Consider the following 25367-nt stretch of genomic DNA (forward strand, 5'->3'; position numbering starts at 1 on the left):
CCGACCCGGCGGCAGGGTCTAGACTGCCGCGCATGATGGCAGTCGCAGTCACGGAGTAGGCGGGCGTCCGCGCCCGCCGCGCGCCGCGCCCGGTCCTGGGAGGACGGGCGGGGCCCGCTTGGCGTACCGCGCGGGCGGAACGGCTTCCCTTCCGTTTCCCGGCCCGCCTCGACGCGGGTCCGACCCGATCGGCCATCATGAACTCCTTCCGAACTCCCGACGCGCGCTCAGGCCGCCGGGAGCGCCCCGCCGCTGCCCGCCGCTGGTGGGCGCTCGCCGCGGTGTCGATGCTCCAGTTCCTCATCGCCGTGGACGTCACGGTCGTCAACATCGCCCTGCCCTCCATCGGCGCCGACCTGGGCGCCGGACCGCAGGGCCTGACCTGGGTCGTCGCCGGTTACACGCTGGTCGGCGGCGGCCTGCTGCTGCTCGGCGGGCGCGTCTGCGACCTGCTGGGGCGGCGGCGCATGCTGCTCCTGGGCGCCGCCCTGTTCGGCGCTGCCTCGCTCGTCGCGGGCGCCGCGCCGGACCTGCCCTGGCTCCTGGCCGCCCGCTTCGGGCAGGGGGCCGGTGAGGCGCTCGCCTCCCCGGCGGCGATGTCGCTGATCGCCGTGCTCTTCCCCGACCCCCAGGAACGCGCCAGGGCCCTCGGCGTCTGGGGCGCCATCTCCAGCTCCGGCCTGGTGGGCGGGGTGCTGCTGTCCGGCGTGATCACCGAGCTGCTGCACTGGCGGTGGATCTTCCTCGTCAACCTCCCCGTCGTCGCCGTGGTCCTGGTCGCGGTCCCGCTGCTGGTCGCGCCCGACCGCGTCCGCGGCGCGGTGCCGGGTGCCCAGGCCCCGGTCGCTCCGGCCGCCGAGACCGGCGCCGCACGGCGCCGCCCCGACGTCCTGGGCGGACTGCTGCTGACGGCCGGTCCCCTGGCCCTGGTGCACGGGGTGCTCCAGGCGGCGGAACACTCCTGGACGGAGCCGCGTGTGTACGTTCCCGTGCTCGCGGGTGCCGCGGCGATGGGGCTGTTCGTCCTGGTCGAGGCCAGGTCGCGCAACCCGCTGGTACCGCTGTCCTTCTTCGCCGACCGCACCAGGCTGGTCGCCAACGGGGCGACGGTGCTGCTCAGCGCGGCGCTGTCGACCTCCTTCCTGCTGGTGACGCTCTACCTCCAGCACGTGCTGGGGATGAGCCCCATGCAGGCGGGGCTGGCGTACGTGCCGTTCTGCGCGGCGATCCTGGTCTCGGCGACCGTGGTCGGCCGGATCATCGGAGCCCTGGGCCTGTCCGGGGCGGCGATCGCGGGCCTGCTCTCGGCCGCGGCCGGGACCGCCTGGTTGTCGCGGCTGCCGGTGGACGGCGGTCTGTGGGCCGACGCCATGCCCGGCATGCTCCTGGTCGGTGTCGGCATGGGCGTCGGCCTGATCGCCCTGCAGAACGCCGCCCTGCACGGGGTGACCGAGGCCGACGCGGGGGTCGCCTCCGGCGTCCAGCGCTCGGTCGACCAGCTCGGCGGGGCCACCGGCATGGCCGTCCTCGTCGGCGCGGCCGTCGCCGCGGGCGCCTCCGGTGACGTCGCCGCCTCCGTCGAGGGCTACCGCACCGCCTTCTCCTGGGCGACCGTCGGCGTCCTGCTCGCCGCCGCCGGTGTGGCCCTGTCCGCCTGGCGGTCCGGCCGCGCCTGAGCGGCGCCACCGCCCTTCCGGGGCCGCCTGTCGCGCGGCGGCCCCGGAAGGGCGTACGGCCGCGGTCAGATGTGGCGGGCGCCGCCGGACCCGTCCGCGGGACCGGGGCGGTCCACGTAGTGCAGGATCACGTCACAGCTGTACTGGAACTCGTCCATGAGCCGCTGCGCCTCGATCAGGAGCACGCCGTAGGGCAGCCGGAGGTCGTCGAAGGGCGGGGCGTCCTCGCCCTCCTTGGCCCGCACGAGGTCGTCGTAGCGCTCCCGGGCCTGCTCCGCGAGCCGGCACAGCCTCCTGGCCTGGGGGCCGAGCCGGTCCTGGTCCAACCCGCTGAGCTCGCGGGTGATCTCGGCGATCGAGGCGAGGAAGTCCCCGTAGAGGCTCAGGAAGTCCTGGTGGACGGAGCGCTCCCCGTCACGGCTCCACAGGTGGATGCTGCGGGCCAGGGAGCCCAGCTGGTGGGTGGTGCGCTCCAGGGCGTCGACCAACTGCTGGTAGCCCTCGAAGGCGACGTGGTGGCGGTGTCTGCGCAGGAGCCTGGCCGGGTTGAGGTAGACGCTCTCCCAGGCGGTGTCCACCGCCGAACGGGTCTGCCGGACGGTCGACGCGAGCCGGTTGGCCCGCTGGCGCCAGTCCTCGGCCTCGTCCTCGGTCAGCTCCCCCCGTTCCATTCCGCGCCGGATGTCCCCGATCAGGTCGCACTCGGCGTGCGCGAGGGAGCGGATGGCGTACTCCGCGCTGCGAAAGCGCATGGGCGGCAGCACGAGGACGTTGACCGCGGTGCCGATGGCGCAGCCGATGAGCACCAGCAACAGGATCTGGGCCAGGTCCACCAGGCGCCCGGTGTAGCCCTGGGAGGACAGGAAGGTGGAGAAGGCGAAGAACGCGGCCGTGACCACCTGGGACCCCTGGCTGCCCAGGGGCCTCCACCGGCCGATGACCAGGGCGATGAGCGTGACCACGACGAAGGTCAGCATGTCCGGGCCCGCGGCGAAGCCCAGGACGGCCTGCACGGTGATCCCCAGCGCCACCGCGCCCACGTAGCGCAGCGACTGGACCACCGACTGGTAGACGGTGACCTGCATCATCAGGACCGCGGTGAAGGGCGCGAAGGCCGGTGAGGCGGCCTGGATCAGGTGCTGTGCGACGAACCACGCCAACGAGGCGGCCAGGGCGCTCTTGCCGATGGACAGCGCCGTGTGCCGTTCGTGCCCGTCCGAACCCACCGCACGGCTCACCCACGCGCGTGCGCGGGCCACGGCCCCGTCCGCGCCCGCCCTGTCCCGACCCGTCATGGGTTCCTCCCACCGGATTCCCTCGCCGACCGTCGTCCACGGCCGCAGCTACCCCGGACCGGGGACGGCGAAGCACGGGGAGGGGACGGGCGTGGGTCACTCAGCGGCGCAGGGCGCAGTCCCCGCAGTACCCCGCGCCCGGAACCCGGTAGTACAGGCAGCACGTGGTGCGCCGGAACACCCCCAGTCCCGAGGCGTCCACCCCCGTGTGGCCGCCGGTCCCGGCCAGGGAGGGGCGGCCCAGCAGGTCATCGGCCACCTCCCGGGCCCGCACGCGCACCGCGGGCCGGTCGGCGCCCAGGGCGCGTACGGCCCCGGCCAGGGCCGCGGCGGTGTTGCCCCGCAGCAGCCCCGGCGCCACGCTGCCCGCCCCGGCCAGTCCCCGTGCCGCACGGGCCAGGACGCCGAGGACCACCGTGTGCTCGACCCAGTCGGCCAGTTCCGCCGTCCCCCCGGTCACCGCCGCGGCCCCCTCCTGCGCGGTGCGCAGCACCACCGGCCCCTCCCGGCGCGGGTCCCAGTGGAACCGCGCCGCGTCCACCAGCACCCCGTGGCACAGTCCGGCCGCCAGCACCGGCGACAGCAGCCGCGTCGCCAGCCCCTGCTGGAACACCGACGCCGCCACCCGCCACTCCACCACCGCGTCCGGCCGCGCCGCCAACCGCGCCAGGTGTCCGCGCACCCGCTCCACCTCGGCCGCCAGGGCACGGGGCTCCAGGGCCCCGCCGCCTCCCAGCGGCAGCCAACCCGGGCCGGGAGGGACCGTCTCCACGGCGAACAGCGTGTTGACCCGACCGACCTCCGCCAGGACCGGCCGCACCGCCGTCGTCCCCGCTCCGTCCACCCCGTACCCGCCCTTCCCTTCGCCCGGAGACGCCCGGGTGGTGCCAGCACCACCGGCACTCCACGTGCTGTTGGGTTCGTGCCCCCGGGCCGCCGAACCTAGATTGGTTGCGTGACCGGTCAGAACACGCGCACCAGAGCCAGGAACGGCGGGAGAGGAGGGTTCCTCACCGCCCTCTCCGCCCTGCCCCGCGTGGCCGAAGCCTACGGGGCCGGCTGGCGCGTGCGCGTGGTCGAGGTCCTGCACCTGATGACCTCGCTGGCCCTGGCCCTGTGCTACCTGGTGCCCGCGTTCATGCTGGTGGTCTCGGCCACCTGGGTCGGCTTCGCGGTCTCCGGCCCCTGGCTGCCCGAGGTGTCCCGGCTCGTCCCCGACCGGCTGCTCTCGGACTCGCTCGCCTTCCTGGTCGGCCTCCCGGCCCTGGCGACCCTGCTGGCCCGCCTGTCCTGCCGGGTCCAGCGCAACCGGCTGGACAACGTGTTCGGGATCGTGGAGACCAGCCCGCCCGACCCCCTGGCCCACGACAAGCCGCTCGTGCGAGCCTGGCGGTTCGTGTTCGGCCGCGACGCCTGGTCGGCGGTCGTCTACAGCACCGTCGCCGGGATCCACGGCCTGCTGGCCGGGGGCGTGGTGGTGGCGCTGGTGGTGTGCGGCGGGGCGTCGGTCGCGGGCGCCCTAATGGGGATCGTGTTCGTGCTGGTGATGGGCTCTCCCGGCGACCTGGTCGGACCCCTGGTCCTGGTCGTGTTCGGGCCGCTGTGCGCCCTCGTCGGACTGCGCCTGGCCCCCTACATGGTCGCCACCGAGGTCCTGCTGCACCGCAGGCTGCTGTTCGAGGCGCCCGAGGTGCGCATCCGCCGCCGCCTGCTGCACGTCCAGGACAGCCGCCTGCGCATGGTCGACGCCGCCGAGGCCGAGCGCCGCCGCATCGAACGCGACCTGCACGACGGCGCCCAGCAGCGCCTGCTCGCCCTGACCATGACCCTGACCCGGGCGCGCTCGCGCGTGGCCACCGACCCCGACACGGCCCTGGAGCTGATCACCGAGGCCCAGCGCGAGTCCCGGGAGGTCATGGACGAGCTGCGCCAGGTGGCGCGCGGACTCCACCCCCGGGTCCTGACCGACCACGGACTGGGCGCGGCCCTGCCCGTGGCCGCCGGGCGCGCCCCGGTCCCCGTGCGGGTGGACGTCGAGTTGGAGGAGCGCCCCTCCCCGCGCGCCGAGGGGGTGGCCTACTACGTGGCCTGCGAGGCGCTGAACAACGTCGCCAAGCACTCCGGCGCCACCGGGGTCACCGTGGCCGCGGAGCGGGTGTCGCGCCCCGCCCGCAACGGCGGCGACCTGCTGCGGCTCACCGTCACCGACGACGGCTCCGGAGGGGCCGCTCCCCGGGCGGGCACGGGCCTGAACGGCCTGTGGGACCGCGTGGACGCGGTCGACGGCGTCCTGACCATCCACAGCCCGGCCGGTGAGGGCACCGTCCTGACCGCCGACATCCCTTGGGAGGCATGACCGTGTACACCGGTGCGAACCCCGTCCAGCCCGCGGAGAGAGGGCCCAGGGTGGTCATCGCCGAGGACTCGGTGCTGCTGCGCAGCGGGATGGCCCGCCTGCTGGAGGACGCGGGGGTGGAGATCGTCGCACAGGTCGGCGACGCCGACGCGCTGATGCGGGCGGTGGAGGAGCACCCCGACGTGGACCTGTGCCTGGTCGACATCCGCATGCCGCCCACCTACTCCGAGGAGGGCATCCAGGCGGGTATCGCCATCCGCCAGAAGTACCCGGAGGTGGCGGTGCTGCTGCTGTCCCAGCACGTGGTCAGCCGCTACGCCGCCGACCTGCTCGGCAGCGGGGCCAGCAGGGTCGGCTACCTGCTCAAGGACCGGGTCGCCGACATCGACGAGTTCCTGTCGGTGCTGCGCCGCGTCGCCGGGGGCGGCGCCGCCATCGACCCGGAGGTGGTCTCGCAGCTGCTCAGCCGACGGCGCGACAACGCCCTGGCCCGGCTCACCCCGCGCGAGACCGAGGTGCTGGAGCTCATGGCGCAGGGGCTGAACAACGCGGGCGTGGCCTCGCGGCTGACCGTCACCGAACGCGCCGTGGAGAAGCACATCCGATCGATCTTCACCAAGCTGGACCTGGGCCACGACGACCACGACCACCGCAGGGTGCAGGCCGTGCTGCGCTACCTGCGCGGCGCGGACCGGGACTGACCGCGGACACCAGAGGGGGCGCGAGCCCAACGAGGAAGGAAGAACAGTGACATTCAAGGCACGGGGCCTGTACGCCTCTTCGAGCAAGGAGCCGCGCGGGTTCCGCGTGGGCCCGTGGCTGCTCCTGGGCGCGGTGCTGGTGCTGGGCGTGGTGGTGGCGACCGCCGTCTCCGTCCTGGGCAACGTGGGCGTGGACCGCGGCACACGCAGCGACGCCTACGGCGCGCCCCAGGCCGTGGAGATCGAGAACGGCACCGGCGGCGACGTCGTCCTCACCGGCGGCTCCGAGCGGGTGCAGGTGGACCGCACCCTGCGCGGAACCCCCCTCACCGAACCGGAGGAGGACATCGAGGAGGACGACGGCGCCCTCCAGGTGGAGGCCGCGTGCCTGGGCGTGCCGTTCTTCGACGGCTGCCGGATCGACTACGAGGTCGCGGTCCCGGTGGGGACCGCGGTGAGCGTGGAGACGGTCAACGGCCGGATCAGCGTGGAGAACGTCGACGGCGAGCTGGAGCTGGGCAGCATCAGCGGCGAGGTGCGGGTGGACGGCAACAGCGGCGACGTCACCGCCGAGTCCGTCAGCGGCACGATCGACGTGACCGGGGTGGAGGGTTCCGTGGTCGCGGAGACCACCAGCGGCCGGATCATCGCCGAGGGGACGGGCGAACACCTCCAGGCCGCGAGCACCTCCGGTGACGTGGACGTGTCCGGGTTCGGCGCGCGCACGATCGTGGCCGAGTCCACCAGCGGCGACGTCCGGGTGGGCGGGGGCTTCACCGAGGCCCAGGTCTCCACGGTCTCGGGGGGCATCGGGGTCGCCACCGACGACGCCTTCGACCTGATGAGCCTGGAGAGCATCAGCGGCGGGATCGACGTGCGGGTGCCCGAGGGCGCCTACGAGGTCACCGGGGAGTCCGCGTCCGGGGAACGCCGCGTGGACGTGGACACCTCCCCGGAGGCGGAGGCCCGCATCCAGGCCGACACCGTCAGCGGCGCGCTCAGCGTCACGTCGGGTTAGACCGGCCCGCTCCGGCGCGTTCGAAGCGCAGTGCCGCCCAGTCCGAGTCGATCGGCACCTGGGCGGTACCGCGCCACCCCGAGTCCAGGAGCGGATCCCAGCCCCGGTCCGCGGCCAGGTCGGTGATGATGGTGCCGCCGCGCCGGGGATAGCACACCCACAGGCGGGTGCCCGGCCCCACCACCTCCAGGACGCGGGGCGCCTCACGGCCCACGGTGCCCCGGTCCAGGGCGAACAGGTGCACGTCGTCGTAATCGGCGCCCTCGATGGGGCCCAGGTCGATGTGGATGTCGGGGGGCGGTTCCAGCAGCCGCAGGTAGCGCTCGGGGGCGTTGAGGACGAGCAGCCGGTCGCCGGGGCGTACCCCGAGCCTCTGGGCGAGAGTGCCTGGGTTGTCCGACATATCCCCCTCCGTTCGTGGCCTGCGGGCGCCTCGCCCGTCTCCTGGCCACCGTACGGGCCGCGGCCGCGGAAACCGAGCACCTTCCCCGCCCGCACCCCGGCGAGGCCCTGTTTTTTAGGATGCTCCCATGACAGATGAAAACGGCGTACTGCGCTGGGGCGTGCTCGGGACCGGCGGTATCGCCCACTCCTTCGCCGAGGCGCTCGGGTCCACCCCCACGGCCCGGCTCACCGCGGTCGGCTCGCGCACCCCCGAGCGCGCCGAGGAGTTCGGCCGGGCCTGGGACGTCCCCGAACGCCACGGCAGCTACGAGGCCCTGGCCCAGAGCCCGAACGTGGACGCCGTGTACGTGGCCACCCCCCACCCCTGGCACCACCCCAACACCCTGACCTGCCTCAGGGCGGGCAAACACGTCCTGGTCGAGAAGCCCATGGCGATGAACGCCCTCCAGGTCTCGCAGATGGCCGAGGCGGCCCGCGAGGGCGGCCTCTTCCTGATGGAGGCGATGTGGACGCGCTACCTGCCCGCCTCCCGCCTGGTCCGCGACCTGGTGGAGGACGGCGCGATCGGCGAGGTGCGCTGGCTCTCGGCCGAGTTCGGCTTCAACGCCCCCTACGACCCCGACCACCGCCTCTTCAACGCCGACCTGGGCGGCGGCGCCCTGCTCGACCTGGGCGTGTACCCGCTGGCCTTCGCCTCCCAGCACCTGGGCGAGCTGACCGTGGTGGGCGCCACCCGCCACCTGTCGCCCGACCGGATGGTGGACACCGCCACCACCGTGCTCGTGCGCGGTGAGAACGGGGGCACCGGCTCGCTGTCGTGCGCCTCGCGGACCACGCTGCCCAACCGGGGGGTGCTGGCCGGGACGAAGGGCAGGCTGGAGATCCCGAACTTCTGGATGGCCACCGACGTGGTGCTGCACCGCGACGGCCACGAGCCGGAGGCCTTCTCCCGGCCCTTCCGCGCCAACGGCTACGAGTACGAGGCCGAGGAGGTCGCGCGGTGCGTGGCCGCCGGTGAGCTGGAGAGCCCCGACATGCCCTGGGCCGAGAGCCTGCGCCTGGCCCGGATCATGGACCAGATCCGTGACGTGGGCGGCCTGGTCTACAGCCCGGCCACGGTCAAGGCCGTGCCCCTGGCATGATCCCGGCCGCTCCCTCCGTCTCCTTCTTGGGAGCGGTCCCACGCCCTGGTTCCCCGGCGCCCGCGGGAAGGTCCCCGGCCTCCCGCGGGCGCCGACGCGCGTGCAGCAGGCGTGCGGCGGTGGCCCGTGCCAGGGCGGGCACGCTCATGCGTACCACCATCAGCACGGCGTCGCGGGGGCCGACCTCGTGGGCGAAGTAGTCGTCGAGAGCGAGGTGGCCGCTGCGGGGCCGGGTGCCGTAGATCCGGCCGTCGAACACGCGGTAGGCGTCGTGGATCAGCAGCGTGTCGGGGTCCAGGTTGGGCCCGTCGCCCAGCCACTCGGCGGCCTCGCCCGCGACGCGCCGGACCCGAGCGGGGAGGGGCCGGAGTTCGTTGGGGAAGACGCGCGCGTCGCCCAGGCTCTGGCGCCACGCGGCGTAGACGGCCGGGTGGCGGGTGCGCAGGACGACGTAGGTGGTCCGCAGCGGGTGGGCGAGGACCTCTCGGGTCAGGAAGTGGATCATCAGGGCGGCGGACAGGCCCGAGCGGCGGTGGGCGGGGACCACGCCCGCCGCGTCCAGGTACACGGCGCGCCGGGAGGCGAAGCGGCGGCGGTGGTAGCCGCCCCAGCCGACGGGGGAGCCGTCGGGGCCCAGGATCAGCGCCAGGGAGGCGACCTGGTCGAAGAACCCGGCGTCGATCCGGGCGCGCCAGTAGGACGAGTGGTCGGCGCCGAAGGCCCGCGCGGCCAGGTCGCGCAGGACGCGGTGCAGGCGTTCCCGGCAGGGCGGGGCCAGGGTCGCGGGGGAGTCCCAGCGGGCGAGGCGGTAGCCGGGGCACAGGTCCCGGACGGTGGGCGGCGCGCTCAGGTCGCGCAGTTCGGGTCCGTGGTCGTGGATGGTCACCTGCACCACTACTTTCACTACTCTCCGGAAAGAAACGACTCCCTAAAGTAGTGGTTTTGGCGTGCGTTCGGGCGAACTCCGCCCTGTCAGAGGCGGGGCGGGCTACGATTACCGCACAGGGAACTCCCACGACGGGTAGGCGGGTATGTGCGCACAGCCGGTACCGGACTGGCTCATCCCCCCGAGCAGGGGATTCAGAGCCGAGGACCTGGACACTCTGCCCGACCTCCCTCCCCACACAGAACTGATCGACGGGAGCCTCGTCCTCGTGAGTCCCCAGATGGGCTTCCACAGCGTTGTGATGGACCTGCTCACCATCGGTCTACGCCACACGGTTCCAGCTCACTACCGTGTGCGCCGTGAGATGACCGTGACGCTCGGACCGCGCCAGCGCCCCGAGCCGGACATCATGGTTGTGGCCACCGAGGCGGTGGACAACCGGCAGAGCACCTTCCTCCCGGATGCGGTGGCGCTTGCGGTCGAGGTGGTGTCGCAGGAGTCCATGGAGCGGGATCGGCACCGTAAGCCCCAGCTCTATGCCCAGGCGGGCATCCCCCACTTCTGGCGGGTGGAGAACAACGACAGCTCGCCCGTGGTGTACGTGTACGAGCTGGACCCGGCCAAGGCCTGTTATGTGCCCACCGGTATCCACCACGACCGGCTCAAGGTCGAGTTCCCCTACCCCGTGGACATCGACCTGACCGAGGTCCACCGACTCTGAACGCGCGGGCTCAGCCCGAGGCCGCCGCGCGGCCGAACCTCTCCGACAGGCGCGACATGTGCCCGCGCAGTTCGGCGGGCTCCTCCACCTCCATCTCCACGTCGAGCATGCCCAGGTAGCAGGCCATGTGGAGCAGCGAGTCCCCGGAGCACACCAGAACGCACGAGCGCTCGTCCACCGGCTCGATCCGCCCGAAGCCCGCCGCCGTGCGCTCGGCCTCCTCCGCCGGGACGAACAGCCTGATCCGCGCCTGCACGGGCCACATGTGCACGTCGATGCGTTCCCGCAGGTAGGCGGCGACCCCCTGCTCGGGCGGGTCGCGCGGGGGCACCCGCGGTCCGGTCGGCGTGAGCGGGCGCATCCGGTCCACCCGGAAGGTGCGCCAGTCGTCGCGTTCGGTGTCCCAGGCCACCAGGTACCAGCGCCGCCCGCGCGAGACCAGCCGGTGGGGCTCCACCACCCGGCGCGAGGCGCTGCCGTCGTGGCGCTCGTAGTCGAAGCGCAGCCGTTCGCTGTCCCGGCAGGTGGCGGCCACCAGCGCGAGCACGTCGGCGTCCACCGTGGGCCCGTCGGAGGGCATGGGGACGGTGAAGGCGCCCAGGGCGTCCACCCGGCGCCGCAGCCGCGAGGGCAGCACCTGCAAGAGCTTGGCCAGGGCGCGCACCGAGGTCTCCTCGATCCCCGACACCCCGCCCTGGGCGGCGGTGCGCAGCCCGACCGCGACCGCCACGGCCTCGTCGTCGTCCAGCAGCAGGGGCGGCAGGGCGGCGCCCGCGCCGAGCTGGTAGCCGCCCCCGGTACCCATGGTGGCCTGGATGGGGTAGCCCAGCTCGCGGAGGCGGTCCACGTCGCGGCGGACGGTGCGCGGACTCACCTGGAGGCGGTCGGCGAGTTCGCCGCCCGGCCAGTCCTTGCGGGTCTGGAGCAGGGACAGCAGGCGCAGCAGGCGCGCGGAGGTCGCTCTCATGTCGGCAGTGTGCCAGGAGCGGAGGACGCTTTCGGTCCTCCACTCCTGGCGCCGGCCGGTCGGGCGGGATACTCAGGGCGGGGGAGGGATGCCTCAGCCGGTCACGGCGACCGCCTCCACCTCGACCAGCTGGTCGTCGTAGCCGAGCACGGCCACCCCGAGCAGGGTGCTGGGCGCGTCGTGCCCGCCCAGGTGCGCGCGCACCACCTCCCAGGCCGCCACCAGGTCCTCCTGACGGTCGGAGGCGACGTAGACCGTGGTCTTGACGACGTCGGCCAGATCGGCTCCGGCGTCGTTCAGCGCGGTGCGCAGGTTGCGCATGACCTGCTCGGCCTGGCCCGCGTAGTCGCCGACCGCGACGGTGCGGCCGTCCCCGTCGAGCGGGCAGGCGCCCGCGGTCCACACCACGCGCGCGGGCGCCCGGACCGTGGCGGCGTAGGCGTAGTCCACGGCCTCGGTCAGGGTCTGGCTGCGGATCAGTCGGACGGCGCTCATCGTTCTCCCGGGGGTTTCTGTCGGTCTCCGGCACCCCCGTCAACGACCGCGCGGGGGCCGCGGGTTCCGGTTCTGCCCACGGCAGAGGGCCCGCCTCCCCCGGCCTGAGGGAGGGGGCCGGGACCGAACGGCGTGCCCTCCCGCGCCGATCCGCGCCGCCGACCTCTCAGGACCGGTCGGGGATCAGGACGCTCAGGCAGGTCACGCACGCCTCCAGCTTCTCGAACTCGGAGACGTCCACCGGCAGCACCCGCCACCGGTCGGCGCTCAGCTGGTGGATCGTCTCGTGCGCGGCGGCGCTGACCAGCACGTCGCGTCCGCCCAGGGGCAGCACGTGTGCGCCCCGCTCCTCGGCCGCACGGCGCACGGGAGGCAGCGCGCCGGCCTCCACCAGCTCGGGCAGGCCCACCAGCGTGCCGTCGGGCAGCGCGGTCACCGCCGACTTCAGGTGCGGTGCCGCGCCCATACCCACGCGCACGACCTCCCGGCCCAGCGGCTTGAGCAGCTGTTCGAGCTGGGCGGCGCCCTCGGCGTCGGTGCGCCCGCCCACCCCCACGTAGACGGTCGACCCCACCTGGAGCACGTCACCGCCGTCCAGGGTCCCGGGCGCCTCCACCCGCGCCACCCGCAGGCCGAGCCTGCGCACCGCCGCCTCGACCCCCTCCACCTCGCCGCGGCGCTCACGCGCGCCGGGGCGGGTCAGGACCGCCAGGTCCTCGCACACCACCACGGTGTCCTCCACGAACACCGCGTCGGGGTGCTCGGGCGCCGGTTCGACCTCGCACACCCGCCACCCGGCCGAGGCGACGGCCTCCTGGTAGATCGTGTACTGGCGCGCTGCCAGGACCGGGTCCACCTCCGTGCGGGGGGCGGCGCCCCGTGCCAGGTCGGGGCCGGGGCGGCGCATCAGGGCGACCCCGTAGTAGGTGTATCCGTCCACGTACACGTCCTCCAGGGGTGCGGCGCCGGGATCTGGGAAGAGCACAACCTATCGCGCACCCGTACCCTTTTTCCGGACGCGGCACGCGGGTCGTTCGGCTTGTTCGCCGGTGCGGGCGGGGGCAGGGTGGTGGCCATGGACGTGATCATTGTCGGCGGCGGGATCGTGGGGACGAGCGCGGCGTTCCACCTGGCCAGGAAGGGCGTGTCCACCGCGCTGGTGGACGCCTCGCACCCCGGGCAGGCCACGGCCGCCGGGTTGGGGGTGGTCTTCCCCTGGCCGCTGCCGTGGGACGAGCCGCCGGTGTGGGACTTCAAGGCCCGCGCGGCCGAGCACTACCCGCGGCTGATGGCCGAGCTGGCCGAGGACGGCCAGGCCACCGGTTACGAGGTGGTCGGGGGCCTGTCCGTGGACCGGGAGGGCGACGACGCCGGGTTCGACCTGCTGCGCAACCTGTCCGAGCGCCCGGAGTTCGCGACGATGGGCGCGGTGGAGCGCCTGGCCCCGGGCGGGCCGCGCGAGCGGTTCCCGCTCCTGCCCGAAGCCTACGGCGGGGTGTTCGTGGAGGGCATGGCCCGGCTGAACGGGGCGGCGGCGCGGGTCGCCCTGTTCAACGCCGCCGAGGAGCGGGGACTGCGCTACTTCAAGGGGGAGTGCCGCCTGCTGTGGGACGGCCGCCGGGTGGGCGGTGTGCGGGTGGGGAGCGAGGCCCTGGAGGCGCCCGTGGTCGTGGTGGCCGCGGGCGCGTGGTCGGCCGGACTGCTGGCGACCGCCGGTGTGGACCTGCCCGTGCACCCGGTGCGCGGGCAGGTGACGCACTTCGCGCTGCCGGGGCGCGACACCCGCGCCTGGCCGGTGGTGCGGTTCGGCGAGCGCGGGTACTTCGTGTCGGCCTTCGGCCCCGACCGGGTGGTCACCGGCGGCACGTGGGAACCGGAGGCCGGGTTCGACCGGCGGGTGACGGCGTCGGGCCTGCTGCACAACCTCTCCACCGCGGTCGAGGTGCTGCCCGAACTGGCGGACGCCACGGTGGTGGAGACGCGGGTGGGGCTGCGGCCGTGCACGCACGACGGACGGCAGCTGTTGGGGACCGTGGAACGGCTGCCCGGTGTGGTGGTGGCGACCGGGCTGGGCGGCGAGGGGCTGACCTTCGGGCCCTTCCAGGGGCTGGTCGCCGCCCGGCTGGCCATGGGGGAGGACCCCGGCGTGGACCTGTCCCCCTTCCGGCCCGACCGGCCCATGGCCCCCGCCTGACCCCGTCCGCGGCGGGAGCGGCCCGGACCGTCCGGGGCCGGCGGGGCCAGGCGTGGAGTTGAGTAGCGGTACTCAGGCGCGCGGTCGGGGGAGCCGTCAGCATGGACGCATGAACCCCTACACCCCCCAGCCCCGGTCCACCCCGCAGTTCTTCCTCCAGTCCGTCCTGTCCTTCGGCGCGGCGTCGGTCGGAGTGGGCGCGGGGATCGTCTACCTCCCCGTCGACCTGTGGATCCGGGCCTTCCTCGGCCTGGGCCTGCTCTACGTGGTCACGTCCACGTTCACCCTGGCCAAGTGCGTGCGCGACCGGCAGGAGGACGCGCTGGCCGCCGAGGCCGCCCAGAACTACCAGCAGATCCCCGTCTGGAACGCGGAGCAGCCCGTCCCGCGCTCCTGAGCGGGACGGGTCGGCGCGGCGCGCGGGGACGGAGCGCGCCGCGCCCCGGGCCGCGCCGGTGTCAGGCGTTGGGCGGAAGAGCGGTTCCGGCGCCCCTCCGGCGCGGCCTGAGCAGGTCGTGGCGCTCCCTGGGCAGGGTGGGCTCGCCCGCGCCCTGCACGGTGAAACCGGCGTCCTCGATCATCTCCAGGTCGGCCCGGCCCGCCTGTCCCTCGCTGGTGAGGTAGTCGCCCAGGAACACCGAGTTGGCGATGTGCAGCGCCAGCGGCTGGAGGGAGCGCAGGTGGATCTCGCGGCCGCCCGCCAGGCGCACCTCCACGTCGGGGAAGACGAACCGGGCGGCGGCCAGGACGCGCAGGCACCGCTGCGGGGTCAGCTCCCAGGTGCCCTCCAGCGGGGTGCCCTCGAAGGGCATGAGGAAGTTGACCGGCACCGAGTCCGGTTCCAGTTCGCGCAGCGCGAACAGGGCGTCGACCAGGTCGTCGTCGCTCTCCCGCATCCCGGCGATCAGCCCGGAGCAGGGGGACAGGCCCGCTTGCTTCGCCCGGGTCACGGTGTCCACCCGGTCGGCGAACGCGTGGGTGGTGCAGATGTCGGCGTAGCGCTCCTCCGAGGTGTTGAGGTTGTGGTTGTAGGCGTCGGCCCCGGCCCGGCGCAGCCGGTCGGCCTGGCCCTCGGAGAGCAGACCCAGGCAGGCGCACACCTCCACGCCGGGGTGCTCGCTCTTGATGCCCTCGATGGCGGGGGCCAGCCGTTCCACGTCGCGGTCGGTGGGGCCGCGCCCGCTGGCCACCAGGCAGACCCGGGTGGCGCCCGCCCTCACCCCGTGGGAGGCGGCCTCGCGGGTCTGGTCGGGCCTGAGCCAGGTGTACCTGACGATTCCGGCGTCGGAGCCCAGGCGCTGGGAGCAGTAGGAGCAGTCCTCCGGGCACAGTCCGCTCTTGACGTTCACGAGGTAGTTGAGCTTGACGCGGCGCTCGAAGTAACGCCGTCGGACGCGGAAGGCCGCGGCGACCAGGTCCATCAGGTCGTCGTCGGAGCTGCTCAGAACTCCGAGGAGTTCGGCGCGGGTGGGCGTCTCGCGGCGAAGGGCCTTCTCGGCCAGGGGAAGGAATGTGGTCACGGGGATGATCCTGGGGCTCCGGACGCGGACGGCGCAGTCGCCTAACCAGCCAAAAACGCGGCGGAAGTCTTGTGCGGGGCGGCTGTTTGCCCCGTCCCTCCTCCCGCCGGGGGCTCCGCAGGGGGCTCCGGGCCGCCCGGTGGCCGCTGGCGCCGGTCTTCGTCGCCTGGGGCCGCCGGGCGCGGGCCGGGGCGGCGGGAACCGCTGAGGGAGTGAGGCTCTGGTCAGCGGCTTCCGCCGGGACACCCCCCGGTCACCGCTGGAGCGACGCGGTGAGGCGCCGCAACGAGGCGTGGGCGGGCGGTCCCCAGGTGGCCTTGCCGCCGGGGCGGCCGTGGACCCCGGCGTCCCCGATGTGGATACCGCTGAGGGCGCGCAGCACCGCCCAGCCGCGGGCGCGGCGCAGGGTCGCGGCGTCCGGGCCCGGCCGGTAGGCGGCGTGGAAGAGGTCGGCGGCGCCGTCCGGCAGCAGGATCCACGCGGCGGCGAGGTCGCAGGCGGGGTCACCGGCGAAGAGGTCGCCGAAGTCGATCACGCCCGAGAGGTCGCCGCCCGTGGTCAGGACGTTGGCAGGGTGCAGGTCGCCGTGGAGCCACACCCGCGGGCCCGCCCACTCGGGCGCGGCGACGGCGTCCTCCCAGACCGCGCGGACGGCGTCCGGGTCGCGGACCAGACCCCGTTCGACGGCCGCGGCGAGTCCTCGGGTGAAGTCCTCGGCGGTCTCGGCCAGCGGGTTCCCCCGGTCCCGGCCCGTCGGCGCGTCGTCCGGGGCGGGGTGGTGCAGGGCCGTCAGGAAGGCGGCCAGGGTGGCGGCGGCCTCCTCGGCGCGCGTCGCGGGGGCGCGGTCGGCGGGTTCGCCGGGCACCCAGGTGGTGACGAGCCAGGGCCGCGGGAACCGTGCGGAGGGCTCGGTGAGGCGCTGCGGGACGGGGACCGGCAGGGGAAGGAGCGGGGCGAGGGCGGGCAGCCAGGTGTGTTCCTTGCGCAGCAGCGCGTCCGCGGACCGCGTCGCCCAGGGCAGCCGGACGGCGAGGTCGTCGCCGAGCCGCCACACCTGGTTGTCCCAGCCGCGCGCTCCGAGTCTGAGGGGCAGGTCCGCCAGGTCGGGGTGCCGCTCGCGCAGCAGGTCCCGGACCAGGTCCTCGGTGATGTCCGTTCCGTGGGTTGTCATCAACGGCAACGATAGAGGGGCGGTGGGTTCGGCCGGTGGACGGTTACCGGCCGTGGGGGCGGGCGCCCCGCAGGAACTGCTCGACCGCGGTCTCGACCAGCCCGTCGAGCCTGTCCGCGTCGATCATGCCGCCGTTGACCATCGTCGCGATGCCCTGCACGGTCGCGTACAGGATGATCCCGATGCGCTCGGGGTCGCCGTGTTCGAGCGCGCCGCGCTCCTGGCCCTCCTCGATCAGCTCGCTGACCTGCCCGAAGGCGGCCTCGGCCGCCTCGACGAGCCGTGTGGCTCCCGGCCGGTGTTTGCCGGAGTTCATCAGTTCGAGCAGCGCGGCGTTCTCGGTGGCGAAACGGGCAAAGGCCAGCACGGCCCCGTGCACCCGTACGTCGAACGCGTCCCCGGCCTCCGCCAGCGCGGTGCGCAGCGCCTCGCCCAACCGGACGAACCCCGCCTCGGCCAGGGCGTCGAGGAGCGCCTGCCGGTCGGCGAAGTGCCTCCGCGGCGCGGCGTGGCTCACGCCGACCTCCCTGGCCAGGTCCCGCAGGGAGAGCTGGTCCGCTCCGTGCTCGCGCAGCTGGCGCGCGGCGGCGTCGAGGATCGCGCTGCGGAGGTTGCCGTGGTGGTAGGGGCGCTGCCCGGCGGGTGGGGTCACGTCCGCCATCCTAACACGCGATGTTTGCATTGACATCATTGTTTGCACTGACTACATTCGGGGCCATGCCACCGTTGTCCGTCGAAGACGTCCCTTCCATGACCGGCCGCACCGCCGTCGTCACCGGCGCGAACAGCGGGATCGGACGCGTCACCGCCCGCGTCCTCGCCGAACGCGGCGCCCGGGTCCTGCTCGCCGTCCGCGACCTCGACAGGGGCCGCGCCGCCGCCGCGACGATGGCCGGTGACGTCGAGGTCCGCGAACTCGACCTCGCCGACCTGTCCTCGATACGGGCGTTCGCGCGGCGGCTCACCGAGCCCGTCGACCTGCTCGTCAACAACGCCGGCCTGTCGCTCCCGCCGTTGTCCCGCACCGCCGACGGTTTCGAGTCGCAGTTCGGGACCAACCACCTCGGCCACTTCGCGCTCACGAACCTGCTGCTGCCGCGGATCCGGGGAAGGGTCGTCACGGTGGCCTCGCTCGCGCACCTGATCGGCTCGATCGACTTCGCCGACCTCAACTGGGAGCGCAAGCCCTACCGGGCCTATCCCGCCTACGGCCAGTCCAAACTCGCCAACCTCCTGTTCGCCTCGGAACTCCAGCGGCGCCTCGCCGAGGCCGGTTCCCCGGTGACATCGACGGCCGCCCACCCCGGAATCTCCGCCACGAACCTGATGAGGACGGAGGGGCGCGGCCTGTGGCTGCGGGCGAGCCAGGCACTGATCGGTCTGGTCACGCAGAGCGCGGAACAGGGCGCCCTGCCCACGCTCTACGCCGCCACGGCGGACGTCCCCGGCGACAGCTACGCCGGTCCCCGCCGCATGATGGGGCTCCGGGGCGCACCGAAGCTGGTCCCACGCGCGGCGAAGGCGCGCGACGTCGACGCCGCGCGCCGACTGTGGCGGGCCTCCGAGGAACTCACCGGAGTGGCCTTTCCGCTGAGGACACCTCACACCGCCTGACATCCCCAGCGGCGCCATGAACCCGACCGTTCACCGACTCCGCCGCCGTCGACACCGGCGCGCCCCAGGAAAGGAACGTCCCCTGACGCGGACACACCACACGCGGCCCCACGACGCCGAACTCAGGCGTCTGCTGGACCGGGCCGAGATCAGCGAGGTCCAGACCCGCTACGCCACCGGAACCGACTCCCGTGACTGGGAGCTGTTCCGCTCCTGCTTCACGGACGAGGTCGAGGTCGACTTCGGCGAGGGCTTCGGCCCGCCGGCCGTACGCCTCACCGCCGACGCGTGGGTCGCGGGTACCGCGCCGCGGACGGAGTCCTTCCAGGCCGCGCAGCACATGCGCACGAACCACGTGGTCACCTTCGACGGGGACGACCACGCCACGTGTATGGCCCACGTGCGGGCGAGCCACCACCTGCCCAACAGCCTGGGCGACAGCGACCGGGCGGGAGAGGATGTCAAACGAACCGGTTCGCCCGCACCCTGAACGGCTGGCGCGTCGCCGGCGTGAAGCTGACGCCCCTGTGGGTGACCGGGAACTTCGGCGTCTTCCAGTCCGCCCTCGCCGCAGAGGACGCCGCCTGAGACGGCGGTACCCGAACCGAGCCCCGGACCGCGCGGCGGACGGGGCTCAGCCCGCCGGAGCGGACTCCCAGCGCGCGAGGCCCTCGCGGAACCCGTCGGCGGCGGTGAACACGTGGCCGCCCATGCCCAGCGCCTCGGCGGCCCGGACGTTCTCCTCGCGGTCGTCGACGAAGAGGATGCGCCCCGGCTCCACGCCCAGGGCCTCCTGGCACCACCGGTAGGCGCCCGGTTCGGGCTTGGCTCGGCGGATACGGCAGGAGAAGGCGCGCACGTGGAAGCGGTCGAGCCAGGGGTGGTGCGCCTCGTAGTGGGCGGCCAACTCCTCGGGGATGTTGGACAGCAGCCCGATCCGCCGGCCGGAGGCCGCGAGCTCCCCGACCAGCGCGACCATAGTCTCGTCCACGGCGCTCCAGCTGGCGACGTCGGCCTCGACGAGCGCGGAGATGCGCTCCCCGTCGAAGCGCGTGCCCAGGTCCTCGCCCACGCCGCGCCAGTACTCGGCGGCGCTCACGTCCGCGCGGTCGTAGGGCTGGCGCCGCGCCCAGTACGCCTCCCAGAAGGCCGGGGCTGGTGCGCCCGCGATCCGGACCAACCGGTCCCTGCCCTCCTCGGACTGGTGGCGGGCAAGGACGCCGAACAGGTCGAAGAGCACGGTCAACAGGACACACCTTCCTCACGGCACCGTCGGGAACCCGTCCAGATCGTACGCGGTCGGGCACCGCGTGACCGATACACGTCGCGGGCCAAACGATGGACATCTTTTGGCCCGTGGGCGTTTTGTCCGTGACCCTCGGCTTCCCGACGTGTCCACTCTGGGGACGAGCACTGTGCGACGTGGAAGGGACACCAGACGTGAGCGGAGCCAGACAGGCCGGGGACGAGTCGGTTCCGGCGGGGGAGGGCAACATCGTCCACGTGACGATGATCGCCGCGGCCGCGGCGATGGGCGGTTTCCTGTTCGGCTACGACAGCGCGGTCATCAACGGAGCGGTACCCGCCATCCAGGAGTACTTCGGAGTGGGCCCCGCCACGCTGGGCTTCACGGTCGCCGCCGCGCTCCTGGGCTGCGTGGTGGGCGCCGCGGTCGCGGGGGCCCTGGCCGACCGCCTCGGCCGCATCCGCACCATGCAGATCGCCGGTGTGCTGTTCGCGATCAGCGCCGTCGGCTCGGCGCTGCCGTTCAACGTGTGGGACCTGACCGCCTGGCGGATCCTGGGCGGTGTCGCCATCGGCCTGGCCTCGGTGATCGCCCCGACCTACATCGCAGAGGTGTCGCCCGCGGCCTACCGCGGCCGCCTGGCGTCGTTGCAGCAGCTGGCCATCGTGCTGGGCATCGCCGCCTCGCAGCTGGTCAACTACGGCATCGCCCAGATGGCCGACGGCACCGCGAGCGGCATGCTGGGGCCGATCCAGGCCTGGCAGTGGATGCTGGGCGTCGAGGTCCTGCCCGCCCTGGTCTACCTGGGGCTGAGCGTGCTCATCCCCGAATCTCCCCGCTACCTGGTGCGCGTGGGGCAGACCGAACGCGCCCGCCGCATCCTGGCCGACGTCGAGGGCGGCGGAGCCGAGCGGGTGGACAAGCGCATCGGGGAGATCCGCGAGGCGCTGGGCTCGGAGGTCCGGCCCAGGCTGAGCGACCTGACCGGCCGCTACGGTCTGCTGCCCATCGTGTGGATCGGCATGGCCGTCTCGGCGTTCCAACAGCTGGTCGGGATCAACGTCATCTTCTACTACTCCAGTTCGCTGTGGCAGTCGGTGGGGGTGGAGGAGTCGGCCTCGCTGCTGCTGAGCCTGTTCACCTCCATCGTGAACATCGTGGGTACGTTCGTGGCGATCCTGCTGGTGGACCGGGTCGGCCGCAAGCCGCTGCTGCTGGTGGGCTCGGCCGGGATGACGGTGGCGCTGGCGCTGGCCGCCTACGCCTTCAACCACGCGGTGGTGCGGGGCGAGGAGGTGACGCTGTCGTTCGGCTGGGGCGCGGTGGCGCTGACCGCGGCCAGCCTGTTCGTGCTCTTCTTCGCGCTGTCGTGGGGCGTGGTCGTGTGGGTGCTGCTGGGGGAGATGTTCCCGCTGCGCATCCGTGCCGCGGCGATGGGCGTGGCCACCGCGACCCAGTGGCTCACCAACTGGCTCATCACCGTGAGCTTCCCGAGCCTGCGCGACTGGAGCCTGAGCGGCACGTACCTGATGTACGCGTTCTTCGCGCTGGTGTCGTTCTTCTTCGTGCTGAGGTTCGTGAAGGAGACCCGCGGCAAGACCCTGGAGGAGATGCGGGGCTGAGGGTTCAGCGCTCCAGGTCGATCTTGCGCTGGAGGAACTCCTCCCGGTCGATCTGGCCGCGCGCGTATCTGAGCCGCAGCTCCTCCTCCGCCGCGTCCACGGCCTGCGGCGCGGGCGCGGCGGGGGTCCGGCGACGCCCCGGCCGGGCCAGGTCGGCACGGGCCGCGCCCGCCACGGACGCCACCGTGACGACGAAGAAGACGCCCAGCGCCACCATGATCATCATGACGACCGCGGCCATGACGTAGGTCATCGTCTGCTCCCCACTCCTGGAAGAAACGCTCCTCTCCTTCCTGTGTACCCCTGACCGGGGTTCTTCTCCAGGAGTCCTTCGCGCCTGTGGACAACCGCCCCGTCCGGATCGCCGTAACCTGGATTGTCGGGATACGGACGAAAAGGGTGGTTATGCGCGTCCTCCTCGTGGACAACCACGACTCCTACACCTACAACCTCTTCCAGCTCCTGGCGCGCGTCCTCGGCCGGACCCCGGCGGTGCTCACCCACGACGACCCCCGCTGGGACCGGCTCGACCCGGCGGACCTGGACGCCGTGGTCGTCTCACCGGGCCCGGGCCGCCCCCAGAACCCCCGCGACCTGGGCCGCGTCCCCGAACTCCTGGCCCGCACCCGGCTGCCCGTCCTGGGGGTGTGCCTGGGCCACCAGGCCATCGCCCACCTGGCCGGGGCGGACGTGGTCTCGGCCCCCCAGCCCCGCCACGGCCACCTGTCCCGGATCCGGCACACCGGCGCGGGCCTGTTCGCGGGCCTGCCCCAGGGCCTCACCGCCGTCCGCTACCACTCCCTGGCCGTTCCCGAGCCCCTGCCCGAGACGCTGACGGCCACCGCATGGGCCGAGGACGGCGTGGTCATGGGCCTGGAGCACCGCACGCTGCCCCGCTGGGGCGTGCAGTTCCACCCCGAGTCGGTGGCCAGCGAGCACGGCGCGGAGCTGGTCGCGAACTTCCTGGACCTGGCCCGCCCGCACACCGCCCTGGCGGCCGCGCCCCCGGGCCCGCCCCCGGAACGGGACGCGGCCGCCCGGGGCGGGAAGGCCCCGACGGCGGTGCCCGGAGAGCGCCCCGACGCCCCCGCGGCCGCGGGGGCTCCGACCGTCCGTGTGCGCGAACTCCCCATGGCCGTGGACACCGAGGCCGCCTTCGCCCGCCTGTACGGCGACGCCGAGTACGCGTTCTGGCTGGACAGCTCCCGTCCGGAGGGCCCCGCGCGCTTCTCCTTCCTCGGCGCCGCCACCGGCGAGGTGCTCACCTACCGCGTCGGCGGCCCCGTCACCGTGCGCGCCGCGGACGGCACCGAGCACCGCGAGCCCGGCAGCGTCTTCGACGCCCTCGACCGCCGCCTCCCCCCGCCCTCTCCCTCCGGCCTGCCCTTCGACTTCACAGGAGGGTACGTCGGCTACCTCGGCTACGAGCTCAAGGCCGACTGCGGCGGCGACAGCGCCCACACCTCGTCCGAACCCGACGCGGTGTGGCTGCGCTGCGACCGGTTCGTGGCCGTCGACCACCACCGCGACCGCACCTACGCGGTGTGCGCCGACGACCTCCCCGGCGGCGACGCCTGGCTCGACGCGACCCTGACCGCCCTCACCGACCTGCCGCCGCTGTCGGCACCCGTCCCCGCCGCCCCGTCCGCCGACCTGGCCCGCCTGCTGGAGCGCCCGCGCGAGGACTACGTGGCCGACGTCAAGGAGTGCCTGGCCGAGCTCACCGCCGGGGAGAGCTACGAGATCTGCCTGACCAACCGGGTCCGCCTGCCCCACGACGGGGGAGACCTGGACTCCTACCGCCGCCTGCGCGCGGCCAGCCCCGCGCCCTACGCCGCCCTGCTGCGGCTGGGGCCCACGAGCGTGCTCAGCGCCTCGCCCGAGCGCTTCTTGCGCGTGGACGGCGACCGCGCGGCCGAGAGCCGCCCCATCAAGGGCACCGCGCCGCGCCACGCCGACCCGGCCGCCGACGCGCGCGCGGCCCGGGAGCTGCGCACCGGCGCCAAGACCCGCGCCGAGAACCTCATGATCGTCGACCTGCTCCGCAACGACCTGGGGCGGGTGTGCGAGGTCGGCAGCGTCGAGGTGCCCGCGTTCATGTACACCGAGTCCTACGCCACCGTGCACCAGCTGGTCTCCACCGTGCGGGGCGTGCTGCGCCCGCGGGTGTCGGCCGTGGAGGCGGTCCGCGCCTGCTTCCCCGGCGGGTCGATGACGGGCGCGCCCAAGGAGCGCACCATGCGCATCCTCGACCGCCTGGAGACCTCCGCGCGCGGGGTCTACTCCGGCGCGCTGGGCTACGTGTCCTCCTCCGGCGCGGCCGACCTCAGCATCGTCATCCGCACCGCCGTGCTCAGCGGCGGCGAGCTGACCATCGGCGCGGGCGGAGCGGTCGTGCTGGACTCCGATCCCGAGGAGGAGTACGAGGAGATGCTGCTCAAGGCCGACGTGCCCGCCCGCGCCCGCTGACCGGTCCCCGGCGTGGGCGGAAAACCGCTTGCCTCGCCCGGTTCCCGGACACCACGCTGGGCCCATGGACGTCCCCAGGCACCAGATCCGCGCGCTCCACACCGACAGCACGGTCACCGTCTACCAGGCCTACGCCCCCTCGCTCGGGCTGGCCGCCGCGCGCGAGGGACGCTTCCCCTCCGCCTGGAAGCGCGACCGCATGACCTGGATCAAGCCTTCGTTCATGTGGGCGATGTATCGCTCGGGATGGGGGCTGAAGAGGGACCAGGAGACCGTGCTGGCGGTGGAGATCACCCGAGCGGGCTTCGCGTGGGCGCTGCGCAACGCGTGCCTGTCGCACCACGCGCCCGCCGTCCACCCCGACCGGGAGACCTGGCGCGCGCGGCTGCGCGAGGCGCCGGCCCGTGTGCAGTGGGACCCCGAGCGCGACCTGTACCTGTCCCCGCTGGAACACCGCTCCCTGCAACTGGGGCTGGCGGGCGAGGCCGCGCGGCGCTACGCGGACGAGTGGATCGTCTCGATCACCGACGTCACCCCCCTCGCGCGCCGGGTGCACACCCTGGTCCAGGAGGGGGACACCGCCGCGGCGGCCCGGCTGCTGCCCGCCGAGCGCCCCTACCCTGTCGCGCAGGGGGAGCTGGACCACCTGCGCCCCGCCCGTGAACACGACGCCGCGGTGTGACCGCGCACCGCCCGGTCGGTGTCGCCGTGGTCGGACAGCTCGGACGGGGGTCGGTTGTGTACGGAGCCGCAGACGGGGCGGGCGAGGCGGTCCAGCGGGTGATCGAGGGGGAGCTGCGGCTGCTGGAACCCCACGTGCGCGCCTCGCGCAGGCTCGCCGGGGAGCTGCTGGACCCCGAGTTCACCGAGGTGGGCAGATCGGGCAGGCGCTGGGACCGGGAGACGATGCTGACCGAGCTCCCCTCCATGGACGGCCCGGACACGACGGGGCCGCAACGGCGCCGGGTGCGGGTCGGCGACATGGTGGGGCGGCTGCTCGCCCCGGACCTGGTGCACCTGACCTACGCCACCGAGGCCGACGGGGCGCGGGCCCTGCGCAGCTCCCTGTGGCGCCGCAACGCGGACGGCGCGTGGCGGCTGTACTACCACCAGGGCACGCCCGCGCCCTGAAACGCCGAGCCCGCACCGCCATGCGCGCGGCGCGGGACACGCGTCCGGCCGCGTCGGCGGTCGGGGACCGCCGCCCTCAGCGGTAGGAGTCGACCAGCCGGGCCAGGTGCCTTCCGGCGATCTCCAGCGGCGCCTCGCTCCGGGAGACCTGCGCGGACATCTCGGCCCCCTCCAGGGCGGCGACCACCGTGTGCGCGAGCTCGTGGGCGTCCTCCTCCCCGAACCCGGAGCGCAGCAGCTTGTCGCGGACCAGGCCGCGCCAGTTCTCGAAGGCCCGCGCGGCGGCCTCCTGGATGTCGGGGTCGAGTCCGGCGCTCTCCAGGGCCACGGTGGTGATGGGGCAGCCGTCGAGCCAGCCGGAGGCGCGCAGCCCCGCGGCCAGGTCCCGGGTGCAGGCGACGATCGCCTCGGCCGGGTCGTCCACGCGCGCGAACACCTCGCGCAGGGCCAGGGCGAACTCCTCGTCCCCGTGGCGGACGGCCTCGACCGCCAGCTCCCGCTTGCCCCCGGGGAAGAAGTGGTAGACCGAGCCCAAAGTCGCCTCGGCCTCACGGGAGATCTCCTTGAGTCCGGTGGCTCCGTAGCCCTGCCTCTGCATCAGGCGGGAGGTCGCCCGGACGATCCGCTCCCTCGTACCGATCTCGTGCTGGGTCCTCATGCGCCCAGCCTAGTGAATAGAACGTCCGTTCTAGGACTGTGCTACTGTCTCCAAGGCTGAGTAGAACGTTCGTTTTAGAA

Annotated in this window: 27 protein-coding genes; 14 read left to right on the forward strand and 13 right to left on the reverse strand. The window is 73.8% G+C overall.

Annotated features, from left to right (window positions below):
• Nucleotides 1-197 precede the first annotated feature (197 nt).
• Nucleotides 198-1676 (forward strand): MFS transporter, encoded by a 1479-nt coding sequence (locus NDAS_RS10330; protein WP_013153121.1) that lies wholly within the window; start codon nucleotides 198-200, stop codon nucleotides 1674-1676.
• 65 nt (nucleotides 1677-1741) lie between these two features.
• On the opposite strand, the gene NDAS_RS10335 is transcribed toward NDAS_RS10330, so the two are convergent.
• On the reverse strand, nucleotides 1742-2971 hold the full coding sequence (locus NDAS_RS10335) for an FUSC family protein (protein ID WP_013153122.1): 1230 nt from the start codon (nucleotides 2969-2971) through the stop codon (nucleotides 1742-1744).
• 100 nt (nucleotides 2972-3071) lie between these two features.
• Nucleotides 3072-3815, reverse strand: a complete 744-nt coding sequence (locus tag NDAS_RS10340; RefSeq protein WP_126624982.1) for a (2Fe-2S)-binding protein — start codon at nucleotides 3813-3815, stop codon at nucleotides 3072-3074.
• A 192-nt stretch (nucleotides 3816-4007) separates the two neighbouring features.
• On the opposite strand from NDAS_RS10340, the gene NDAS_RS10345 reads away from it, so the two are divergent.
• The 3 genes from NDAS_RS10345 to NDAS_RS10355 are packed head-to-tail and all read left to right on the forward strand — an operon-like array spanning nucleotide 4008 to nucleotide 7046.
• On the forward strand, nucleotides 4008-5327 hold the full coding sequence (locus NDAS_RS10345) for a sensor histidine kinase (protein ID WP_041552665.1): 1320 nt from the start codon (nucleotides 4008-4010) through the stop codon (nucleotides 5325-5327).
• A complete protein-coding gene (locus NDAS_RS10350; RefSeq protein WP_019607246.1) occupies nucleotides 5324-6028 on the forward strand; it encodes a response regulator transcription factor in 705 nt (234 codons plus the stop codon). Before NDAS_RS10345 ends, NDAS_RS10350 begins: the two co-directional genes overlap by 4 nt.
• 46 nt (nucleotides 6029-6074) lie before the next feature.
• Entirely contained in the window at nucleotides 6075-7046 is a 972-nt protein-coding gene (locus NDAS_RS10355) for a DUF4097 family beta strand repeat-containing protein (RefSeq protein WP_013153126.1), read from the forward strand.
• On the opposite strand, the gene NDAS_RS10360 is transcribed toward NDAS_RS10355, so the two are convergent.
• Complete coding sequence (locus NDAS_RS10360) at nucleotides 7033-7449, reverse strand: hypothetical protein (RefSeq protein WP_041552668.1); 417 nt, start codon at nucleotides 7447-7449, stop codon at nucleotides 7033-7035. The two genes, NDAS_RS10355 and NDAS_RS10360, sit on opposite strands and share 14 nt — an antisense overlap.
• Nucleotides 7450-7576: 127 nt before the next feature.
• Between NDAS_RS10360 and NDAS_RS10365 the strand changes: the two genes are divergently transcribed.
• The gene (locus NDAS_RS10365; RefSeq protein ID WP_013153127.1) at nucleotides 7577-8593 is read left to right on the forward strand and encodes a Gfo/Idh/MocA family protein; all 1017 of its coding nucleotides are present in this window, start codon (nucleotides 7577-7579) and stop codon (nucleotides 8591-8593) included.
• On the opposite strand, the gene NDAS_RS10370 is transcribed toward NDAS_RS10365, so the two are convergent.
• The gene (locus NDAS_RS10370; RefSeq protein WP_041552670.1) at nucleotides 8571-9488 is read right to left on the reverse strand and encodes a GNAT family N-acetyltransferase; all 918 of its coding nucleotides are present in this window, start codon (nucleotides 9486-9488) and stop codon (nucleotides 8571-8573) included. The two genes, NDAS_RS10365 and NDAS_RS10370, sit on opposite strands and share 23 nt — an antisense overlap.
• Nucleotides 9489-9624: 136 nt before the next feature.
• On the opposite strand from NDAS_RS10370, the gene NDAS_RS10375 reads away from it, so the two are divergent.
• On the forward strand, nucleotides 9625-10200 hold the full coding sequence (locus tag NDAS_RS10375; protein WP_013153129.1) for a Uma2 family endonuclease: 576 nt from the start codon (nucleotides 9625-9627) through the stop codon (nucleotides 10198-10200).
• Nucleotides 10201-10210: 10 nt separating this feature from the next.
• Here the strand turns inward: NDAS_RS10375 and NDAS_RS10380 are convergent, their stop codons facing one another.
• The 3 genes from NDAS_RS10380 to ddaH all read right to left on the reverse strand — a co-directional run bounded on the left by NDAS_RS10380 (nucleotide 10211) and on the right by ddaH (nucleotide 12602).
• Nucleotides 10211-11167 carry a helix-turn-helix transcriptional regulator gene (locus NDAS_RS10380; RefSeq protein ID WP_013153130.1) on the reverse strand — a complete coding sequence of 319 codons (957 nt, stop codon included), beginning with the start codon at nucleotides 11165-11167 and terminating at the stop codon, nucleotides 10211-10213.
• A 93-nt stretch (nucleotides 11168-11260) separates the two neighbouring features.
• Nucleotides 11261-11662: a RidA family protein gene (locus NDAS_RS10385; protein ID WP_013153131.1), complete on the reverse strand. Its 402-nt coding sequence runs from the start codon at nucleotides 11660-11662 to the stop codon at nucleotides 11261-11263.
• 166 nt (nucleotides 11663-11828) lie between these two features.
• Entirely contained in the window at nucleotides 11829-12602 is a 774-nt protein-coding gene (gene ddaH, locus NDAS_RS10390; protein ID WP_013153132.1) for a dimethylargininase, read from the reverse strand.
• A gap of 135 nt (nucleotides 12603-12737) precedes the next feature.
• On the opposite strand from ddaH, the gene NDAS_RS10395 reads away from it, so the two are divergent.
• Nucleotides 12738-13856, forward strand: coding sequence for an NAD(P)/FAD-dependent oxidoreductase (locus tag NDAS_RS10395; RefSeq protein ID WP_013153133.1), 1119 nt, complete (start codon nucleotides 12738-12740; stop codon nucleotides 13854-13856).
• A 109-nt stretch (nucleotides 13857-13965) separates the two neighbouring features.
• On the forward strand, nucleotides 13966-14253 hold the full coding sequence (locus NDAS_RS10400) for a YiaA/YiaB family inner membrane protein (RefSeq protein WP_013153134.1): 288 nt from the start codon (nucleotides 13966-13968) through the stop codon (nucleotides 14251-14253).
• A gap of 61 nt (nucleotides 14254-14314) precedes the next feature.
• Here the strand turns inward: NDAS_RS10400 and bioB are convergent, their stop codons facing one another.
• The 3 genes from bioB to NDAS_RS10415 form a co-directional block, all read right to left on the reverse strand.
• Nucleotides 14315-15376, reverse strand: coding sequence for a biotin synthase BioB (gene bioB / locus NDAS_RS10405; protein WP_013153135.1), 1062 nt, complete (start codon nucleotides 15374-15376; stop codon nucleotides 14315-14317).
• 253 nt (nucleotides 15377-15629) lie between these two features.
• Nucleotides 15630-16547, reverse strand: a complete 918-nt coding sequence (locus tag NDAS_RS10410) for a phosphotransferase (RefSeq protein ID WP_013153136.1) — start codon at nucleotides 16545-16547, stop codon at nucleotides 15630-15632.
• A gap of 43 nt (nucleotides 16548-16590) precedes the next feature.
• Entirely contained in the window at nucleotides 16591-17208 is a 618-nt protein-coding gene (locus NDAS_RS10415) for a TetR/AcrR family transcriptional regulator (RefSeq protein ID WP_041552673.1), read from the reverse strand.
• Between the two features lie 56 nt (nucleotides 17209-17264).
• Between NDAS_RS10415 and NDAS_RS10420 the strand changes: the two genes are divergently transcribed.
• Nucleotides 17265-18161 (forward strand): oxidoreductase, encoded by an 897-nt coding sequence (locus NDAS_RS10420; RefSeq protein WP_013153138.1) that lies wholly within the window; start codon nucleotides 17265-17267, stop codon nucleotides 18159-18161.
• Between the two features lie 16 nt (nucleotides 18162-18177).
• Nucleotides 18178-18651 carry a nuclear transport factor 2 family protein gene (locus tag NDAS_RS27960; RefSeq protein WP_013153139.1) on the forward strand — a complete coding sequence of 158 codons (474 nt, stop codon included), beginning with the start codon at nucleotides 18178-18180 and terminating at the stop codon, nucleotides 18649-18651.
• 144 nt (nucleotides 18652-18795) lie between these two features.
• Here NDAS_RS27960 and NDAS_RS10430 read toward each other — a convergent pair whose 3' ends face one another.
• Nucleotides 18796-19407: an HAD family hydrolase gene (locus NDAS_RS10430; RefSeq protein WP_013153140.1), complete on the reverse strand. Its 612-nt coding sequence runs from the start codon at nucleotides 19405-19407 to the stop codon at nucleotides 18796-18798.
• Nucleotides 19408-19601: 194 nt separating this feature from the next.
• Between NDAS_RS10430 and NDAS_RS10435 the strand changes: the two genes are divergently transcribed.
• Entirely contained in the window at nucleotides 19602-21029 is a 1428-nt protein-coding gene (locus NDAS_RS10435) for a sugar porter family MFS transporter (protein ID WP_013153141.1), read from the forward strand.
• Nucleotides 21030-21033: 4 nt separating this feature from the next.
• Here the strand turns inward: NDAS_RS10435 and NDAS_RS10440 are convergent, their stop codons facing one another.
• Complete coding sequence (locus NDAS_RS10440; protein WP_013153142.1) at nucleotides 21034-21282, reverse strand: SHOCT domain-containing protein; 249 nt, start codon at nucleotides 21280-21282, stop codon at nucleotides 21034-21036.
• Between the two features lie 152 nt (nucleotides 21283-21434).
• Here NDAS_RS10440 and pabB point away from each other — a divergent pair, with 152 nt between their 5' ends.
• The 3 genes from pabB (at nucleotide 21435) to NDAS_RS10455 (ending at nucleotide 24629) form a co-directional block, all read left to right on the forward strand.
• On the forward strand, nucleotides 21435-23498 hold the full coding sequence (pabB, locus tag NDAS_RS10445; protein ID WP_013153143.1) for an aminodeoxychorismate synthase component I: 2064 nt from the start codon (nucleotides 21435-21437) through the stop codon (nucleotides 23496-23498).
• A 64-nt stretch (nucleotides 23499-23562) separates the two neighbouring features.
• On the forward strand, nucleotides 23563-24180 hold the full coding sequence (locus NDAS_RS10450; RefSeq protein WP_013153144.1) for a DUF4291 domain-containing protein: 618 nt from the start codon (nucleotides 23563-23565) through the stop codon (nucleotides 24178-24180).
• Nucleotides 24181-24236: 56 nt separating this feature from the next.
• Nucleotides 24237-24629: a nuclear transport factor 2 family protein gene (locus NDAS_RS10455; RefSeq protein ID WP_049800369.1), complete on the forward strand. Its 393-nt coding sequence runs from the start codon at nucleotides 24237-24239 to the stop codon at nucleotides 24627-24629.
• Nucleotides 24630-24705: 76 nt separating this feature from the next.
• On the opposite strand, the gene NDAS_RS10460 is transcribed toward NDAS_RS10455, so the two are convergent.
• The gene (locus NDAS_RS10460) at nucleotides 24706-25287 is read right to left on the reverse strand and encodes a TetR/AcrR family transcriptional regulator (RefSeq protein WP_013153146.1); all 582 of its coding nucleotides are present in this window, start codon (nucleotides 25285-25287) and stop codon (nucleotides 24706-24708) included.
• Nucleotides 25288-25367: the final 80 nt, after the last annotated feature.

The organism is Nocardiopsis dassonvillei subsp. dassonvillei DSM 43111, from assembly GCF_000092985.1.
GTDB lineage: Bacteria > Actinomycetota > Actinomycetes > Streptosporangiales > Streptosporangiaceae > Nocardiopsis > Nocardiopsis dassonvillei.